A 17289-nucleotide genomic window follows, 5' to 3' on the forward strand; every position below is an offset into this window, starting at 1 on the left:
GCCATAATGACGGAACACGAAAAATCCTCCGCCGTGGTTGAAGAGACCAGGGAGACTGTGGAGACGACGCCACAGCCAGAGACGACGACTGAGAAAACCGCTGAGAAGAAAAACGGCAGCAACAAAACCAGCCTCGCGCTGAGCGCGATTGCCATCGCCATTGCGCTGGCCGCAGGCGTTGGCCTGTATGGTCTGGTGAAGCAACAGGGCTCCAACCAGACGGCCACCAGCGATGCGCTGGTGAATCAGCTCACTGCCCTGCAAAAAGCCCAGGAAACGCAGAAAACCGAGCTGGAAGCGGTGATTAAGCAGCAGGCCGCCGCGCTTGCCGAGGCGAACAGCAAACAGGAAGAGCTGACCAAACAGCTGGGCGACGTGCAGCAGAAAGTCGCTACGATTTCCGGCACCGATGCCAAAACCTGGCTGCTCTCGCAGGCCGATTTCCTCGTTAAACTCGCCGGGCGTAAACTGTGGAGCGATCAGGACGTGACCACCGCCGCCGCGCTGCTGAAAAGCGCCGATGCGAGCCTGGCCGACATGAACGACCCGAGCCTCATTACCGCGCGCCGTGCGATTACCGAAGATATCGCCAGCCTCTCCGCTGTTTCACAGGTGGATTACGACGGCATTATCCTCAAGGTGAACCAGCTTTCGAATCAAATAGATAATCTGCAGCTGGCGGATAACAACGACGACGACTCCCCGATGGACTCTGACGGTACCGAGCTGTCCAGCTCCCTGAGCGAATGGCGCATAAACCTGCAGAAAAGCTGGCAGAACTTTATGGACAGCTTCATTACCATCCGTCGCCGCGATGAAACCGCCGTGCCGCTGCTGGCGCCAAATCAGGATATCTACCTGCGCGAAAACATCCGTTCCCGGCTGCTGGTCGCGGCGCAGGCCGTGCCGCGCCATCAGGAAGAGACCTACAAGCAGGCGCTGGATAACGTCTCGACGTGGGTACGTGCGTATTACAATACTGATGACGCGACGACGACCGCGTTCCTCGAAGATATCGACAAGCTGAGCCAGCAGAACATCACCATGAACGTGCCGGATAAGCTGGCCAGCCAGCCGATTCTGGAGAAGCTGATGCAGACGCGCGTGCGTAACCTGCTGGCGCAGCCGGGCGTTCCCGCCGAGCAGACTGGCACAGCGGCGGCACCAGCGCCTGAAAGCGCGCCACAGGGAGAGTAATGATGCTAAAAGTCCTTTTACTCTTCATCCTGCTGATCGCCGGGATCGTCCTGGGGCCGATGCTTGCGGGCCATCAGGGATACGTCCTGATCCAGACCGACAACTACAACATTGAAACCAGCGTAACGGGGCTGGCGATCGTTCTGATCCTCGGCGTCGTGGTTCTGCTTGCCGTTGAATGGATCCTGCGCCGTATTTTCCGTACCGGTGCCCATACACGCGGCTGGTTCGTTGGTCGTAAGCGTCGCCGCGCCCGTAAGCAAACGGAACAAGCACTGCTGAAGCTGGCCGAAGGCGATTATCAGCAGGTTGAAAAGCTGATGTCGAAAAACGCCGATCACGCAGAACAGCCGGTGGTGAACTATCTTCTGGCCGCCGAAGCGGCCCAGCAGCGCGGTGATGAAGCCCGCGCTAACCAGCATCTGGAACGTGCATCAGAACTGGCGTCTGGCGACCCGATCCCAGTAGAAATTACCCGCGTTCGCCTGCAGCTGGCGCGCAATGAGAACCACGCGGCGCGCCACGGCATTGACCGTCTGCTGGAAATCGCGCCACGTCACCCCGAAGTGCTGCGTCTTGCTGAACAGGCTTATATTCGTACCGGCGCGTGGGGCTCGCTGCTGGACATTATTCCGTCGATGGCCAAAGCCGAGGTGGGTGATGATGAGCATCGTGATGAGCTTCAGCGTCTGGCGTGGATTGGGCTGATGGATCAGGCGCGCGCCGATCTGGGCAGTGATGGTCTGAAAACCTGGTGGAAGAATCAGAGCCGGAAAACGCGTCAGCAGATCCCGCTACAGGTTGCCATGGCGGAACACCTTATTGAATGTGACGATCATGACACCGCGCAGGAGATCCTTCTCGACGGCCTGAAGCGCCAGTACGACGATCGTCTGGTGATGGTGATCCCGCGCCTGAAAACCAATAACCCTGAGCAGGTCGAAAAAGTGCTGCGCCAGCAGATTAAAACCGTCGGTGACCGTCCTCTGCTGTGGAGTACGCTGGGCCAGTCGCTGATGAAGCACGGCGAATGGCAGGAGGCGAGCCTCGCCTTCCGTGCGGCGCTGAAACAGCGTCCGGACGCGTTTGACTACGCGTGGCTTGCCGATACGCTGGACAAACAGCATAAGCCAGAAGAAGCCGCAGCCATGCGGCGTGATGGGCTGCTATTGACGCTGCAAAATAACGGAACGCAGCAGTAATTCAGCAGGAGGCCAGACGGCCTCCTTTTTTTATCAAGGTTCTCCTGCTACATTCTTTACACCGACAACTGCAAACGAACCCGCCAATGTAACGATATCTTTTCATTAACCTTTTTTCGCACATGCGCGATTTGCGCATGGACTAAATCGTTTCTGAAAGGAAATCGTCATGAATTCGCTTTTGTACGCGTTTATTGAAGCGCTGCGCTGCCATCGCTGGCTGCGCCTGCTTGCCTGTGCTTTTATCTTCTCTTCTCTGGGAAATGGGTTAACCCAGGTCGTCGTCTTCGGCCTGCTGTTAGCGTGGTCGGCCCCGCCAGCGCTACTGACCCTCGCTTTTCTGTTCGCCACGGTTCCGGGGTTTATCGGCAGCATACTCGGCGAAAGGCTGTGTTCGCGCTATTCTCCGGTATCTCTGCTGATATTGACCGAAGGACTGGGCTTACTTGCCCTGCTCTTCCCCCTGCTTGGCGTGGGTTATCATAGTGTTGCAGCGTTACTCGCCGTGCAGTCCACCGAAGCGCTGCTCAGCGGGATAAGCTGGCCCGCCCTGACGCTGCTCTTCAAGCGTGGCCTTAGCGAAACGGAACTGCCTGCCGCCACCTGCCTGGAAAATGTGATTTTTGCGTCTCAGGTGTTGTTAGGTACCGGGCTGGGCGTGGTGCTTTTTCCGAAGATACCCGTGTTCGCCTTGCTGACCATTGATGCCATCAGCTTTCTCGGGTCGCTGGTCATGTTATGGCTGGCAGGACGCCTGCTTTCTTCGGCGTCACGCACCGGCCATGTGGAGAAAGGGGCTTCAGCGACATTGCGCTGGCAGACATTGACCGTTCGGCAGAAACGCAGCTTGCTCATTTTGCCGGCGCTGGCCGCCGTCGGGTCACCCGCGATGGCGCTTCTTCCGGCGCTGGCCCAGCAGCTCCGTCCTCAGGATGCGGCGGGCCTTGCTCTGCCTCTGCTTTTCGCAAGAAGTATGGGGCAGCTTTGCGGTCCTTTGCTGCTGAAAAGAGACAGCCTGACGCGTTTTGCGGCTCATACGCCGCGACTGTTGCTTTGCCTCGGCATCTTTCTGGCCGCTTATGGAATGCTGCCGTTTATGGCCGGCTGGACAGGGTATGCGCTGGGGATGATCTTTGTCGCGCATTTGGCCTCAAACGTGCTCTTTGCGGCGGGTACGTTTGGCGTGCTCAGTAGTTTTCAGGCCACGCAAACCGCTGTAGCCAGCGGTAAAGCCTGGCGCTGGCAAACGCTCAGTGCCTCTCTTTTTACCGGATTAGCCGCGATCGCGGCATCAGGGTTTGGCTCAGTACAGGCGCTTTATATGGTTTCGTCAGCGGCTCTGCTGATGGTTGCCCTCATCATGCGCTTTTATCGGGAATAAGGCATAAAAAAACGCCTGCTATAAAAGCAGGCGTTAAAACAGGTCTGTAAGACAACATATTTGGTGCTTCACTCAACGTTATGTCCATGGTGTCTGATGAGGCCGAAGCGACATCTGTCAGTGGACGATAAGCACCGTAAATGGCTCTGCGTCATTCCTGAGTTTATGAGGCACTAAGGCGAACATAAGAGATGGAATGAGCATCTACACGTATATTATTGCACGTAACGTGCCAGATTTACACGCAGAACTTTTACGTAGCGCAACATTTTAAGATAAAAGGAAATTATTCTATTAAGCAGCGTCTGAAGCCCGATAACGTATTGCCCGAGGCAGTAATATGTTGCCTGGAGGAGACGCTAAAAAGTAACAAAACGGAAAGTTATTTTTTTTCAGATGATTACATGTCGCTGAATCGCGACAATGAGAAATAGCGCTGTCGGGGGATCGCTACAGAGATAAAAAGTGCAGAAAACAAAAAACCCCGCCGAAGCGGGGTTCAAAATTGGTCGGCGAGAGAGGATTCGAACCTCCGACCCACTGGTCCCAAACCAGTTGCGCTACCAAGCTGCGCTACTCGCCGATGTACTGCTTTTTGAATTTTTAGTTCAATTCATTTAAAAAGTCGTGGTGCGAGGGGGGGGACTCGAACCCCCACATCCTAAGGACACTAACACCTGAAGCTAGCGCGTCTACCAATTCCGCCACCTTCGCAATTCACAACTCTTTCAAATAATGGGGTGGCTAATGGGATTCGAACCCACGACAACTGGAATCACAATCCAGGGCTCTACCAACTGAGCTATAGCCACCACTGTATTCTTTCACGCGGTACTGACTACTTCTCAGACCACCGCAGCTCCAGCACCGGGTTAATGGTGCGCCCGACAGGATTCGAACCTGAGACCTCTGCCTCCGGAGGGCAGCGCTCTATCCAGCTGAGCTACGGGCGCTTAGCGCCGTTGCGGGGCTGGATATTACGTACCTCCGTCCCCGCTGTCTAGTGCTTTTTTGAAAAAAATGCGCGTTTGGTTATGGTTTGCACATTTTGCCGCTTATTCCTCCACTTTCTGCGTGGTGGCACGGCGACCCAGGCCAAAAAGCTTATACGCAGCCGTCACAGCCGCCAGGAAGATCAGCCCGACAAACAGCGACATGCGGGTATCTTCATTAAAGTACATTCCAATTAATACACAAATCAGGAACGCCATCGTTAAATAGTTCGCATACGGGAACAGAATCGAGCGGAACGGATGGCTGGCGATCGCTTTTTTGTGTGCATGGCGAAAACGCAGCTGGCTGATGAGGATAACAAACCACGGCACCATACCCGGCAGCACGCTGGCGCTGTAGACGTAAACAAACACGCGCTGCGGATTAGGAATGATGTAATTCAGGCAGGAGCCAATCAGCAGGATAGCAATGGAGACCGCCACACCCGCTACCGGCACGCCAGCACGTGAGACTTTACTCATCGCCGCAGGCAGCTGGTTATTCTTCGCGAGCGCGTAGAGCATACGGCCACAGCTGTACATCCCGCTGTTACAGCCTGACAGCGCTGCCGTCAGGACCACGAAGTTAATAATCCCTGCTGCCGCCGTAATCCCAATCTTCGCAAAGGTTAAAACAAACGGGCTACCCGTTGTGCCGATTTCGTTCCACGGGAAGATGGTCACAATAACGAAGATCGCGCCCACGTAGAAAATCAGGATGCGCCACAGCACTTTGCCCACCGCGCTACGCAGCGTGACCTGCGGGTTTTTCGCTTCACCGGCGGTAATCCCGATCAGCTCCACGCCCTGATACGAGGCCACAACAATACACAGCGCCGTCAGGAAGCCCTTCCAGCCGCCGGCGAAGAAGCCGCCGTGCTCAGTCAGGTTGCCAAAACCGATGGCATGTCCGCCGTTGCCAAAGCCATAAAAAATCACGCCCAGACCAATAACAATCATCACGATGATGGTGGTCACTTTGATCATCGCAAACCAGAACTCGATTTCACCGTAAAGGCGCACGGCGGCCAGGTTTGCCAGGGCCACCAGCCCCACGGCAATAAGCGCGGGTATCCACTGGACCATGTCCGGGAACCAGAACTGGACGTAGACCCCTATCGCGGTGATTTCAGAGATGCCCACCGCCATCCACATAAACCAGTATGACCAGGCCGTCAGGTAGCCAAAGAACGGGCTCATATAACGGTGCGCGTAAACGGCGAAGGAACCGGTTACCGGCTCCAGAAAGAGCATTTCGCCCATCGAACGCATAATGAAGAAAACAAACAGCCCGGCGATGATATACGCCAGTAATACGGAAGGGCCTGCCCATTTGAGCGTGCTTGCGGAGCCCATAAACAGGCCCACGCCGATAGTGCCGCCCAGCGCTATCAGTTCGATATGACGAGCTTCCAGCCCACGCTGTAGCTCCGGTTGTTTCTCTGCCATAGATCCTCGATTGTGTTTGCTGTTTCCCGGCTTAATACCGGTTATTGTTTTTTAGGGGTACTAAAATACGGTGCGAATGGTTTCTTAAAATCGGCCAAATGGCAAACGATGCATTAAAAAAATGAATGCATTGCACAAATTATCAGCAGCTTTGCAGGCGAATTGCAGCGCGAACAGTATATCGCGCTACATTTTGATTACATCTTACCGGTATAGTGCCAGGTGAGGTAACGAAGCAGACGGATCTGTCGTTTAATGCGGGTGGGTTGGGAGAGCAGGCGGTAGAGCCACTCCAGCCCCATATTTTGCCAAATCTTCGGTGCGCGCTTCACGTGGCCGGTAAAGACATCGTAGGTGCCACCAACGCCCATATAAAGTGCATCCGGGCTGACCAGACGGCAGTCGCGCATCAGGATCTCCTGGCGCGGGGATCCCATCGCCACGGTGACGATTTTCGCCCCGCTGTCGCGAACGCGTTCAAACAACGCCTGCTGGTCTTCAGGTTTAAAGTAACCGTCCTGGCTGCCGACAATATTCACTTTCCACTGGCGACGCAGCTTCTCTTCGGTCTGGGCCAGCACCTCAGGCTTACCGCCAATCAGGAACACCGGCGTGCCCTCCGCACCAGCGCGGGCCATAAGCTGCTCCCAGAGATCGGCACCCGCCACGCGGGAAACATTAGCGCCAGGATACTTTTTACGAATGGAGCGGACTACGCTGATACCGTCCGCGTATTTAAATTCGGCCGCCTCGATCAGGCTTTTCACCTCGGCGTTATCTTCCACCGCCAGCATCTTTTCCGCATTGATGGCGACCAGCGTACCGGATTTCATCTGTCCGTCAGCAAACAGAAAATCCAGCGCGTGCTGCATGTCGCGCCAGCCAATAAGCTGCAGGCTACGTAGCGCATAGCGCGGTGCAGAAGTTTTATCAGTCATTACTTTCCCTACTCAGACTTGCGACAGCGTTGTGCTGCCCTGTGGCTCGCGCTTGTGCACAAGCCCTGCGCTGTCGAACAGCCAGTACAGCAGTTTGGCCAGTAACAGGCAGATGCCAAAAACGACCATGAAGAACACTACGCGCGAAACGAATGAATCCAGCCCCTCGCGCGCCAGGACGATCATATTGAAAATGGCACCAAAGCAGAAACTGTGCAAAATGGCGGCTTTATAGCGGTTGGTCTCTTCGTTACCGCGCACGTAAAGCCAGTCAAACCACTTGATAATCAACCCTACGACACACGCGCCCGGCAGGATAAACCAGCCTCCACCCATCACCACCAGGGAGCCAATCAAGGTTGGCGAGATCGCCAGGCCCGAATGGTTGTTCAGCACTTCCCACGTAAAATAGTTCGCAGTGTTGACCACCACGCCAGGGCGGTCTGGCCAGAGCCAGCTCGGGATAAACACATAGAAGTCGCGAACAATCGGCGCCAGCCCCTGGAAATCAATCTTGTCGTAGTTTTGCAGCAGCAATGCCAGGTTTTCCCACGGCGAGAAGGTATCGCGCGTCAGGTAGAGGAACGTGTAAAACGCCTCGTCGCCCGCCACGTTCATCCCGTAGCGCTTCAGCGCCAGCCAGAACATCCCCACAATGCCAAACACGCCTGCCGCAACCAGCATCCACAGCGAGATCCAGCCGCGGATGATGCCGATGAACAGGAAGATAGCAAAAGCGATGATGATGTTGGCGCGCGTACCGCCCACGATCATGTAGGTCAGAATACCGAACGCAACGGTACTGACCAGGAAGAACAGCCACGCTTTGCTGTCCTGACGCAGGAAGAAGATCACCAGCATCGCCGGGATGAAGAAATAGAAGAATCGCTTAAGCGCCACGCCTGAGACTTCAGCCGAAAAAATCTGGCTGTAGGAGTGGAGCTTAAACAGCAGGAAGCCGTTATGCATGAAGAAGATGCCGACGCTGACCAGGGCGATGGTCATGAGCATCACCCACGTCAGGTGGGTCTCCACCCGATTCATGGTAAAGAGCGCCCGACGCGGGGCAGCAGCCTGCGCGGGCCGCAGACGCGTTTTATAGGTGACGTAGTAAACCGCATAGAAGCATGTCGCCGCCAGCAGGGCCTGGAGAAGAATTTCCGGCGGTGCGACGCTCACGTCAAAACGGAAGACCAGAATGCTGGTCAGCGGGAAGCCGAAAAAGAAGGTCAGCAGGAACAGTAACGAAAAGAACACGTTAAAATTGAAGCGCACCCGGCGAAATTCAAACCAGGTAAGCGTGGCGATAAACAGCGTGCTCAGAAGCCAGACAACCAGCAAGCCGCTAAACTGCAACTGACTCATGCGTTGTCTCCTGATGCGATACGCAGCGCGCGATGCCACGGCGTGAGGTAATTCGGACGGAAAAAGTCGATGCTATTTTTATCCACCAGCGTGAGCTGGCGCTGTGCTTCACGTACCACCTCAATGTTCAGCGTGTCTGAGGTAAACAGTACCGGAATATGCTGCTCGGCCATATCCTGCCAGAACGGGTTTTCACGGTTGAGCACGCACGGTATACCGGCCTGAATCAGCAAGCACAGCGTACCAATCCCCTGCTGGCGGGCAAAGATGAAATAGCCAAGATCGCATTTTCGCAGCAGCGCAAGGTAGTCATCAAACTCCAGCTTTTCGCTGAGAATGTGCAGATTTTCTTCGCTAAATAACGCAAGCCCCTGCTGGCGAACCTCATCAATGTAGGCATCGTTGTTAGCCGGGTACCCCATCGGCACCACCACGTTCACCGTGTCGCCAAACTGCTGGTGTACCGCCCGGAGCGCGGCCACATGTTCGTTACTGCGGTCGCCGGAATTCCCCACCAGGATCGTCAGCTTGCCGTCGCGAACCGCGCTATTTGCCATGGTGTTCAGCGCCGGATCCATACGGGTTGGGAAATAGAGTAGCTCACCGCGCACGTTCGGGTGCTGCTTCGTAAAATAATTCAGATCGCCACGGGTGGCAAAAACGCAGCCCACCCTTCCCTGCGCCATACGGCGCAGCGGATAGAAAAGACGGAATTTCCAGCCGCGGGAGACTTCGTAGAGATCGGCTCCCCAGATATGCCAGCTGCACTGGGAGGGCTTAATCCCCCCGCTAAGCAGTGCCAGCCACAAGCCAGTATTAAACTGCCCGTGGAAAAAGAAACGTTGCTCACGATCCGCTTTAGCTTTGGCAATGACCGCCTTCGCCAGCGTGGCTTTATCCGGCCAGAAGGCGATTGTCAGCGCCGGAAACGCAGCGCTCAGGCCCTTATCCTGACCTGCAACCATAAACTCGCGTGCATCAGGATTGCCCGATGCCAGCTCGTCATTGAAGAACCGCAAAACGGTCTGGTTATGGTGTGGGATGTCCGATCCCAGGATGTGAATCAGTGCAGTCATGCGCGTTTACGCCACAATAAAAATACGCCGCAGCAGGCAGCGAAATAAACGATATAGGTTGCCATGTAGGCCTGAGCCGCCCCCAGCGCACCGTGCGCGGGTATCAGCCAGTGTGAAAATGCCGTCAGTAACGCAAACTGGCTAATTTCTGCCAGGATATACAGCCGCAAAGAGGCTTTCGCAATCACCAGATAGCCGAAAACGTAAGCACCCACTTTTAGCACATCACCCACCAACTGCCAGGCAAAGAGATCGCGCATGGCAACAAACTTCGCCGAGAACAGCAGCCAGATGGCGACATCGCGCAATAACCAGACGGTCAAACTGGCCGCCGCCACTGCGGGTAATACAAAACGCAGGGAGCGGGAAATTTCGCGGGTAATATCCTGCCTGGACGTCAGCCGGGATAAGGTTGGCAGCAAATAAACGCTGAAGGAAGCCGTAATAAACTGGAGGTAAGCATCCGAAATACTGCTTACGCCCTGCCAGATCCCCACCTCATCCCAGCTGTAATGCGCCGCCAGCAGGTTTCGCATCATCACGTAGGCCACCGGCAGCGTGACGGAGGTGATGAGCGCCATCAGGGTAAATTTACCCAGCTGGCTGGCAAGCACCTTATCCCATTGCGGTTTCAGGTAGCTCAGAGGGATGACGCCCCGACGCATCAGCATGAACGCCGCAGGCACAACAACCAGCGCCGGGACCAGTGCCAGCCCCAGCAGTGCGCCCTCATAGCCGCCCAGGCGGTAGCAGAAGTAATAGGCAATCACGCCGATGACGCTGCCAAGGATTAAGGCAAGCGCGTTCCCGGCAGCATCGCGAAAACCCTTCATCAGCGCCAGCAGCAGATTGGCCCAGGCAATGCCCATCTGGACCAGCGCGACCAGACGCACCAGCCCCTGATAATGGGAATGCCCGAACAGCCCCTGGCTGATGGGGGCCGCCGCCAGCAGAAACACAATCGCCAGCAGGGTCGAAAAGCCCGTGACCATTGCCGACGCGGTGCCCACCACTCTGCGCAGCTGAGCCGCATCATCGTGATGCTGAGCCACGTATTTGGTCACGCCGTTGAAGATACCGGCACCGGCCAGAACGCCAAGGACGGTAACAAGCTGGCGAAAGTTGCCCGCCAGCCCGACGCCTGAAGGTCCGAATGAGACGGCCAGCAGCTTGACGACCAGCAGTCCGGCACCAATTTTTACAAGCGTGGACGCGGCGGTCCACACTGATGCTTTTGCCAGAGACATATCAGCCGAAATAGCTCAGAAGGGTATTGATCACCGTACGCTGGTTAACTGGCGCGAGGTTGTAGAACAGTGGTAAGCGAAGCAAACGCTCACTTTCTTTCGTGGTGTAACGGTCTTCACCCGCGAACGTGCCAAACGCTTCGCCCGCCGGGCTGGAGTGCAGCGGAATATAGTGGAAGACCGCCATAATTTCGGCTTCTTTCAGCCAGGCAATAAGCTGGCTGCGATCGTCGTTATCGCGCAGCTTGATGTAAAACATGTGGGCATTGTGGACGCAACCAGCCGGAATCGTTGGCAGCTCAATGCGTCCGGCTTTTGCCAGCGGCTCAAGCGCATCGTAATAGGTTTGCCACAGGGACAGGCGCTGGAGATTAATTCGCTCCGCTGCTTCCAGCTGTGCCCACAGGTATGCCGCCTGCAGATCCGCCATCAGGTAGCTTGAGCCGATATCGCGCCAGGTGTATTTATCCACCTGACCGCGGAAGAACTGACTGCGGTTAGTACCTTTTTCGCGGATCACTTCCGCACGCTCCACGAGCGCCCGGTCGTTGATCAGCGTCGCACCACCTTCGCCGCCCGCCGTGTAGTTTTTCGTTTCGTGGAAGCTAAAGCAGCCGATGTGGCCGATCGTGCCCAGCGCGCGTCCCTTGTAGGTGGACATCACGCCCTGCGCAGCATCTTCCACCACAAACAGGTTGTGCTTTTTGGCGATTGCCATGATGGTGTCCATTTCACAGGCCACGCCCGCGTAGTGAACCGGCACAATCGCGCGCGTTTTGTCGGTGATCGCCGCTTCAATCAGCGTCTCATCAATGTTCATGGTATCCGGGCGGATATCCACAAAGACGATTTTTGCCCCGCGCAGGACAAACGCGTTCGCGGTAGAGACGAAGGTATAGCTCGGCATGATTACTTCATCACCGGGCTGGATATCCAGCAACAGGGCCGCCATTTCCAGCGATGCCGTGCATGACGGGGTCAGCAGCACTTTAGCGCTGCGAAAACGCTGCTCCATCCACTGCTGACAGCGGCGGGTAAAACCGCCGTCACCGCAAAGTTTGCCGCTGCCCATGGCAGACTGCATATAGTCGAGTTCGGTTCCGACAACGGGTGGTGCATTAAATGGAATCATCTTGTCACCTGTATAACCAGTAGGCGGTGGCGTCGATGTTGGCACCACTCGCAATATAACGTTTAAGCGCGGCGGTGTTGCCCACCTGGGTCGCCACACGCAGCGTCTCAACCTGCTGCTGCTGCGCCCAGTGCAGCGCCGCCTGCATGAGTTTCTCACCCATGCCGCGCCCGGCTAATAAGCCAATACGCGCCTCGCGCTCGTTGAGCTTGCGCAGGGAGACAAATCCCTGGATCTGACCGTTCGCGGCACGAAAAATCAGACAGACGTGGTCAAAAGTGCCTTTAACCGCATTCTCTATCCACTGGGCATAGAAACGTCCGCTATCGTCAGGCGCATACCAGGGCGTGCGAAAGCGGCTCTGCGCAAACGCCCGGGCCGCCATCTGACGCAGCACAGGAATATCCTGTTCCGTTGCAATTTCCGCGCCGGACGCATCGTGCCGGGTGAGGGTGATGGTGATGGTGATGGAAAGGTCTACCTCACCTTCGACCAGCTGAAAACCCTGCTGCTGGAGCGCATCAAGCAGGTCAGCACGCTCCGCCGGGATCTTAGCCTGCACGCGCTGCCAGGCGCTGAGATCTGCTTCCTGCAGGGCAGGCGCATTCTCGCGCCAGCGGACTATCGCCGAAGGGCGGGCAAAAAATGTGCTTTCCCACTCAAGGGACTCAAGCACGCCGTGGAGTTCACTCAACGCCAGACACCTTTTGTATCAACCACATACTGCTGACGCACGATATCACCGGACGTTGCTTTAAACTCTTTATGATCCACCAGCAGTACCAGCACGTCCGCTGTCGCCAGCGCGTCATCCAGCGCCGTCAGCGTACAGTGCCCCGCCAGTTTTGCCGGTAATTCATGGATATTCGGCTCAACCACCAGCGTTTCGCCCTTGTGCCATTCAGCAATCATTTCAGCAATTTCCATCGCCGGGCTTTCGCGCAGATCGTCAATGTTGGGTTTAAATGCCAGACCAAAGCAGGCAATTTTCAGCTCGCTGGCGCGCTTGCCGCTCTCTGCCAGACAATCCGCTACCGTCGCTTTAACCTGATTGAGCACCCAGTGAGGCTTGCTGTCGTTCACTTCACGTGCGGTGCGAATCAGATGCGCCTGCGCCGGGTTCTGCGCCACGATAAACCACGGGTCCACGGCAATACAGTGGCCGCCCACGCCCGGGCCTGGCTGGAGAATGTTGACGCGCGGATGGCGATTCGCCAGGCGGATTAACTCCCAGACGTTAATGCCCTGGTCGGCACAGATCAGCGACAGTTCGTTAGCAAAGGCGATGTTAACGTCACGGAAGCTGTTTTCCGTCAGCTTGCACATCTCGGCGGTGCGTGAGTTGGTCACCACGCATTCGCCTTCCAGGAAAATCTTGTACAGCGCGCTGGCGCGTTCAGAACAGACCGGCGTCATGCCGCCAATCACCCGGTCGTTTTTAATCAGTTCGACCATCACCTGCCCCGGCAGCACGCGCTCCGGGCAGTAGGCGATGTTGATATCCGCCTGCTCACCGGCCTGCTGTGGGAAGCGTAAATCAGGACGCGCGTCGGCAAGCCACTGCGCCATCTGCTCGGTAGCGCCGACGGGAGAAGTCGACTCCAGAATCACCAGCGCCCCTTTCTTCAGCACAGGAGCAATGGATTTTGCCGCCGCCTCGACGTAGACCATATCGGGCTCGTGGTCGCCTTTAAAGGGCGTTGGAACGGCAATCAGATACGCATCCGCTTCCACCGGCGTCATGCTGGCGCGCAGGAAGCCGCCATCAACCGCCTCTTTCACCACGCGGTCAAGATCGGGCTCCACAATATGAATTTCGCCACGATTAATGGTTTCTACCGCCCGTGCGTTGATATCCACACCGACAACCTGTTTTTGACGAGAGGCAAACGCAGCCGCAGTAGGCAGGCCAATGTAGCCAAGACCAATGACAGAGATGGTAGTAAAACTCATAGCGATACCCGATTGTGTTTAAGTGCATGCAAAATACGGCCACAAGCCTGCCCGTCGCCATAAGGATTGTGGGCTCGGCTCATCGCCTGATACGCTTCATCGTCTTGCAAAAGGCGCGTGACCTCTTCGACGATGAGCTGCGCGTTGGTGCCGACCAGACGCACCGTCCCCGCTTTAACCGCTTCCGGGCGTTCAGTGGTTTCGCGCATCACCAGCACCGGCTTGCCGAGCGAGGGGGCTTCTTCCTGAATACCGCCGGAATCGGTGAGGATCAGCCAGGCGTGGTTCATCAACCAGACAAACGGCATGTAGTCCTGCGGTTCGATCAGCAGAACGTTTTCGACGTGGCCCAGAATACGGTTGACCGGCTCGCTGACGTTAGGGTTAAGGTGTACCGGGTAGACAATTTGCACATCGTCGTTTTGCGCGGCGATTTCAGCCAGCGCGTGGCAGATTTGCTCAAAGCCCCGGCCAAAGCTTTCGCGACGGTGGCCAGTCACCAGAATGGTTTTTTTGCCGTTATTGAGGAATGGATAGCGGGCGGCAAGTTGTTCCTGCAGATCGCTGTTTTCCAGTACGCGATCGCGTACCCAAATTAACGCGTCAATGACCGTATTGCCGGTCACAAAGATTTTGTTATCGGCGATATTTTCGCGCAGCAGGTTCTGACGAGAGTTTTCCGTTGGCGCAAAGTGGTACATCGCCAGATGGCCCGTTAACGTGCGGTTGGCCTCTTCCGGCCAGGGAGAATAAAGATTGCCGGTGCGCAGACCCGCCTCAACGTGGCCGACGGGAATACGCTGGTAAAACGCGGCCAGGCTTGTTGCCATCGTTGTCGTGGTATCACCATGTACCAGGACAACGTCAGGCTTGAATGATTCCAGGATCGGCTTGAGATCCTGCAGTATGCGACAGGTTATTTCCGTCAATCCCTGTCCCGGCTTCATAATATTGAGATCGTAATCCGGGACGATGGAAAAGAGGGTTAAGACCTGATCGAGCATCTCACGGTGCTGAGCCGTGACGCAGACCTTCGCTTCAATATCAGGATCGCTGGCCAGCGCATGAACCAGAGGCGCCATCTTAATGGCCTCCGGCCTGGTGCCAAATACGGTAAGTACTTTCACATCGATTCTCTTCGATTAGACAATGAAGGCCGCAGCCTTCATTGTAAACGGCGTTCTTAGTTTGTACGACGACGCGTTAACGCCACGCCAGCACCAACGAGTGCGCCCACAATCCCCCACATGATCATCAGGAATGCGCGGCGCGGACTGTCGCGTTTTACAGGTTCTTCAGGTGTTCTCAAATAACGATAGGTCTGAAAACGCGGGTCCAGGGATGGGCCGACATTAAGCGTATTAAGCATCGCGCGGTTTTGATCGTAGTCGAGGTCAAAATCAGGCCCAACGGCCTGCAGGTTTTCCAGACGCGCCTGCAGCATAGGGCGACCAAGAAGGAACATTTCCGAATCAGGCAGTTCGTCAGCCGGGACATCCGTCTCGGTACGGGAAATATTGTGCTGTTCCGCAATTTTCAGCGCCTGCTGGATGTTATGGACGCGGCGCGCAAAAATGGCGTTTGCCACCTCTTCCTGACGTTTGACCTGCGCCTTCATCTGGATAGTGCGGGCTGCCCAGGCACCTTTAAGCTCTTCATTCAGATGGCTTGCGGCACGCTGGCTGGCAAACGCAACGTACTGGCGCAACAGGTTGTTGGCGTCCGGCGCGGTTTCCGCAATCAGCTTGACGCTGTCATTGACGTTACGCAGCGCATCGCCCGGCATGAACTGAATGTTGTTAATCAGATCGTCCAGCAGCGCAGCATCGGCTTTGGTGTTATCAACCCGACGCTGTTTGTAGTAATCCGTCTGGGACCAGAAATCGCGGCGTGTATCCCACGAGGCCAGCTGCATCACAAACTCTTTGTAGGCCTCATCCATAACGGAAGCCTGGTCCGGGGTGGCAAGGTTGGCTTTAATATCCAGGTTTCGCAGGAATTGCTGCTGGGAGTAGTACCCTCCGAGCATATTAACCGTTGGTCTGTCCGTAATTGCCGTGGCGCTCCACTCTTGTTTTGCAAAGAACGTGTAGGCCAGCGCCAGCAGTGCAAACCCCAGCGCGATCCCCGCTATCCAAAGTTTGCCTGCCCATAACACGCGAAACAAACCCCGAATGTCCAGTTCATTCTCTATTACCACTGATTTCGCTCCCGCCAACGGTTGAGTCATCATAGTCCCGGTTTTATTAAGTTAATGTTGTGTTTTTGCCACTGTTACGTCGCATCCTGCGCTTAATACGTTTTATGAATCGCGCCACTTTCCATGCGCGCTTAATGCAGTAGCCGTAGAGAGAAAATGCTAGCAAGAACAATACCAACATGGCCCACTCAGGCACAAAGTGCGTATATTCCGCCGTCACGCCAATACCCGCTAGAATAGCAGCCGCCAGCGTAATAAGCACAAATGCCTGTCGGGAAGTGAATCCGGCTCGCATGATCAAATGATGAATATGCTGACGGTCAGCAGAGAATGGACTCATCCCTTTACGCAGGCGGCGATACATAATCGCAACCATATCCATTAAGGGGATGGCGATAATCCATAATGCCGTTACCGGACTGATGGGATGTACATCGCCCTGAGTGGTTTCAAGCAGGATCCAAATGATAGTAAAGCCGATAAGCGTGCTACCCGCATCGCCCATGAAGACTTTATAACGTCGGCCCAATGCGCCGAGATTTAACAGGATATAAGGCAGGATGGCCGCAATCATGGCGAAACACCACATGGCGAGGCTATATTGCCCATCGAACCATAAAATAAAACCAATGGCGGCAAATGAGACGCAGGATAGGCCTCCCAGCAAACCATCAATACCGTCAACCATGTTGAAGGCGTTAATCGCCACCCACACGGCAAACAGCGTCAGGAAATAGCCGAACGGGCCGAGCTCCATCTCCCAGGAACCAAAAATGTAGCCCAGGCTACTCAAATGCAGTTTTGCAAACACCATCATTGCAATAGCGACAGCGGCCTGAACAAAGGCGCGAATTTTGACGCTAATGTCGTATCTATCGTCAAGCGCGCCGATCACGACAAGAACCGCGGCGCAAGAGAGATACAGCCTGGCATGCGGAATATAGTAATCCGCGATAGCAAACGTGAAGCAGATGCCTGCGAAAACAGAGATCCCCCCAACCAAAGGGATCATGCCTTGATGACGCTTACGGAAATTAGGTTTATCCACTAAGCCCAGATATTTCGCCACCTTACGTGCCAGAAACAAAAAGCAGGTGGTAAATAAGAAAATACTGGTTAGTTCAGTAAACGTATCAAGTAGGTTCACAATGGATGTT

The 17289-nt window shown here is 55.5% G+C and carries 14 protein-coding genes and 4 tRNA genes; 3 read left to right on the forward strand and 15 right to left on the reverse strand.

All coding sequences use genetic code 11. From position 1 onward, the window contains the following. Positions 1-6: 6 nt before the first annotated feature. The 3 genes from hemX to D5066_RS21595 all read left to right on the forward strand — a co-directional run bounded on the left by hemX (position 7) and on the right by D5066_RS21595 (position 3780). The gene (hemX, locus tag D5066_RS21585) at positions 7-1197 is read left to right on the forward strand and encodes a uroporphyrinogen-III C-methyltransferase (protein ID WP_119917170.1); all 1191 of its coding nucleotides are present in this window, start codon (positions 7-9) and stop codon (positions 1195-1197) included. Positions 1198-1199: 2 nt separating this feature from the next. Beyond that, on the forward strand, positions 1200-2399 hold the full coding sequence (gene hemY, locus D5066_RS21590) for a protoheme IX biogenesis protein HemY (protein ID WP_080330401.1): 1200 nt from the start codon (positions 1200-1202) through the stop codon (positions 2397-2399). 169 nt (positions 2400-2568) lie between these two features. Then, complete coding sequence (locus D5066_RS21595; protein WP_119917171.1) at positions 2569-3780, forward strand: MFS transporter; 1212 nt, start codon at positions 2569-2571, stop codon at positions 3778-3780. A 506-nt stretch (positions 3781-4286) separates the two neighbouring features. Here the strand turns inward: D5066_RS21595 and D5066_RS21605 are convergent. From D5066_RS21605 to wecA, 15 genes are all read right to left on the reverse strand, one after another. Beyond that, positions 4287-4363 (reverse strand) — tRNA-Pro (locus D5066_RS21605). A 45-nt stretch (positions 4364-4408) separates the two neighbouring features. Further along, positions 4409-4494 (reverse strand) — tRNA-Leu (locus D5066_RS21610). Between the two features lie 22 nt (positions 4495-4516). Further along, positions 4517-4592 (reverse strand) — tRNA-His (locus tag D5066_RS21615). A gap of 64 nt (positions 4593-4656) precedes the next feature. Beyond that, positions 4657-4733, reverse strand: a tRNA-Arg gene (locus tag D5066_RS21620). A 102-nt stretch (positions 4734-4835) separates the two neighbouring features. Next, the gene (gene thrP / locus D5066_RS21625) at positions 4836-6221 is read right to left on the reverse strand and encodes a bifunctional threonine/serine APC transporter ThrP (protein ID WP_119917173.1); all 1386 of its coding nucleotides are present in this window, start codon (positions 6219-6221) and stop codon (positions 4836-4838) included. A 197-nt stretch (positions 6222-6418) separates the two neighbouring features. After that, positions 6419-7159: a lipopolysaccharide N-acetylmannosaminouronosyltransferase gene (wecG, locus tag D5066_RS21630; RefSeq protein WP_119917174.1), complete on the reverse strand. Its 741-nt coding sequence runs from the start codon at positions 7157-7159 to the stop codon at positions 6419-6421. A gap of 12 nt (positions 7160-7171) precedes the next feature. After that, positions 7172-8524 carry an ECA oligosaccharide polymerase gene (gene wzyE, locus D5066_RS21635; RefSeq protein WP_119917175.1) on the reverse strand — a complete coding sequence of 451 codons (1353 nt, stop codon included), beginning with the start codon at positions 8522-8524 and terminating at the stop codon, positions 7172-7174. Then, complete coding sequence (locus tag D5066_RS21640) at positions 8521-9600, reverse strand: TDP-N-acetylfucosamine:lipid II N-acetylfucosaminyltransferase (RefSeq protein WP_119917176.1); 1080 nt, start codon at positions 9598-9600, stop codon at positions 8521-8523. Before D5066_RS21640 ends, wzyE begins: the two co-directional genes overlap by 4 nt. Beyond that, entirely contained in the window at positions 9597-10847 is a 1251-nt protein-coding gene (gene wzxE / locus D5066_RS21645; protein ID WP_119917177.1) for a lipid III flippase WzxE, read from the reverse strand. Before wzxE ends, D5066_RS21640 begins: the two co-directional genes overlap by 4 nt. 1 nt (position 10848) lies before the next feature. Next, positions 10849-11979 carry a dTDP-4-amino-4,6-dideoxygalactose transaminase gene (gene rffA, locus D5066_RS21650; protein ID WP_080330363.1) on the reverse strand — a complete coding sequence of 377 codons (1131 nt, stop codon included), beginning with the start codon at positions 11977-11979 and terminating at the stop codon, positions 10849-10851. Positions 11980-11983: 4 nt separating this feature from the next. Next, positions 11984-12673 (reverse strand): dTDP-4-amino-4,6-dideoxy-D-galactose acyltransferase, encoded by a 690-nt coding sequence (rffC, locus tag D5066_RS21655; protein WP_119917178.1) that lies wholly within the window; start codon positions 12671-12673, stop codon positions 11984-11986. Next, the gene (gene wecC, locus D5066_RS21660; protein ID WP_119917179.1) at positions 12670-13932 is read right to left on the reverse strand and encodes a UDP-N-acetyl-D-mannosamine dehydrogenase; all 1263 of its coding nucleotides are present in this window, start codon (positions 13930-13932) and stop codon (positions 12670-12672) included. The genes rffC and wecC overlap by 4 nt, the downstream gene beginning before the upstream one ends. Beyond that, positions 13929-15059 carry a non-hydrolyzing UDP-N-acetylglucosamine 2-epimerase gene (wecB, locus tag D5066_RS21665; RefSeq protein WP_119917180.1) on the reverse strand — a complete coding sequence of 377 codons (1131 nt, stop codon included), beginning with the start codon at positions 15057-15059 and terminating at the stop codon, positions 13929-13931. The genes wecC and wecB overlap by 4 nt, the downstream gene beginning before the upstream one ends. Before the next feature lie 56 nt (positions 15060-15115). Further along, positions 15116-16162: an ECA polysaccharide chain length modulation protein gene (gene wzzE, locus D5066_RS21670; protein WP_080330359.1), complete on the reverse strand. Its 1047-nt coding sequence runs from the start codon at positions 16160-16162 to the stop codon at positions 15116-15118. A gap of 16 nt (positions 16163-16178) precedes the next feature. Continuing rightward, positions 16179-17279, reverse strand: coding sequence for a UDP-N-acetylglucosamine--undecaprenyl-phosphate N-acetylglucosaminephosphotransferase (gene wecA / locus D5066_RS21675; protein ID WP_119917181.1), 1101 nt, complete (start codon positions 17277-17279; stop codon positions 16179-16181). Between the last annotated feature and the right edge of the window lie 10 nt (positions 17280-17289).

This window comes from Enterobacter chuandaensis, from assembly GCF_003594915.1.
GTDB classification, from domain to species: Bacteria; Pseudomonadota; Gammaproteobacteria; order Enterobacterales; family Enterobacteriaceae; genus Enterobacter; species Enterobacter chuandaensis.